The 1,281-nt window shown below is 58.3% G+C and carries 2 tRNA genes and 2 rRNA genes; all 4 read left to right on the forward strand.

The features are described from left to right. Positions 1–208: ribosomal RNA gene (locus HJG53_RS18210) — 16S ribosomal RNA — on the forward strand; the annotation flags it as partial. A 220-nt stretch (positions 209–428) separates the two neighbouring features. Beyond that, positions 429–505, forward strand: a tRNA-Ile gene (locus HJG53_RS18215). A gap of 176 nt (positions 506–681) precedes the next feature. After that, positions 682–757, forward strand: a tRNA-Ala gene (locus HJG53_RS18220). 252 nt (positions 758–1,009) lie between these two features. Next, a 23S ribosomal RNA gene (locus HJG53_RS18225) occupies positions 1,010–1,281 on the forward strand; the annotation flags it as partial.

Below are 1,281 nucleotides of genomic sequence, written 5' to 3' on the forward strand. Positions count from 1 at the left end.
GGAATCGCTAGTAATCGTGGATCAGCATGCCACGGTGAATACGTTCCCAGGCCTTGTACACACCGCCCGTCACACCATGGGAGTTGGATTGACCCGAAGACGCTGAGCTAACCCGCAAGGGAGGCAGGCGGCCACGGTCGGTTCAGCGACTGGGGTGAAGTCGTAACAAGGTAGCCGTAGGGGAACCTGCGGCTGGATCACCTCCTTTCTAAGGAACTGGTTGTACTGCGCCGGGCTTGTCCCGGAAGAGCGTCAACCGCTCCAAAGAACATAAGCCGCCGTCCTCATGTCCCTTCATCACTAGAGAAAGCTGCCGCCCGGTAGCGCTCACGCCACGGGCGAAGCCCGTGTCGTCGGTCCTCGTTGCACGAGGCCGGCCGAGCTTGCGCGAGATCGCGCTAACTTGGTTAGCGCGTCCGCGCTGCGCTGGGCCGGTAGCTCAGGTGGTTAGAGCGCACGCCTGATAAGCGTGAGGTCGTAGGTTCAACTCCTACTCGGCCCACCACCGCGCAGCGCGCACGATCGCAACGGGGTTGCGATCGAGACGCGCAAGCGCGGCCGGCGTCTGCTCGGCGAGCTGACGACCGACGGCGCGGGCTTTGCCCGCGACGCGCCATCTGCCAAGATTCACATATTGCACGTGCAGAATGTGCGGAATGTGCAGAATGTGCGGATTGGTTCGGGGCCTTAGCTCAGCTGGGAGAGCACCTGCTTTGCAAGCAGGGGGTCATCGGTTCGATCCCGATAGGCTCCACCATATCTCTAGGGATGAAGACATCAGTTCAGCCTCTTCGAGGCTGTTGCGAGGCGGCTTGGCCGTCTCATCTTTGACATTGTGAATGGGTTTTTTGATCGATGCCGCGAGGCGTCGTGCGGCTTTTTTCAAGCGGCAGGACGATCTCGTAAATACAGGCTGAGATTATATCCGCATTGCCGCGGCAACGTTTTGCCGAGTGGCCTTCAGGGTTTATGCCTTGGGGTGCTCAGCGTTGTTGTTGGTGGTGTGGACTCTCAAGCGTGAGGTAAGGGCATTTGGTGGATGCCTTGGCATGCACAGGCGATGAAGGACGTGGCACGCTGCGATAAGCGTCGGTGAGGTGTGAGCAACCTTTGACCCGACGATTTCCGAATGGGGAAACCCACCTTCACCATTTACTCAGCTGCTGAGCGATCAGTGGCTGGGTAAATGGGAACGAAGGTATCACTGAAGTGAATACATAGCTTTGGTGAAGCGAACCCGGAGAACTGAAACATCTCAGTACCCGGAGGAAAAGACATCAA

The sequence above is a fragment of the Sphingomonas sp. ID1715 genome, assembly GCF_013044515.1.
Lineage (GTDB): Bacteria > Pseudomonadota > Alphaproteobacteria > Sphingomonadales > Sphingomonadaceae > Sphingomonas_B.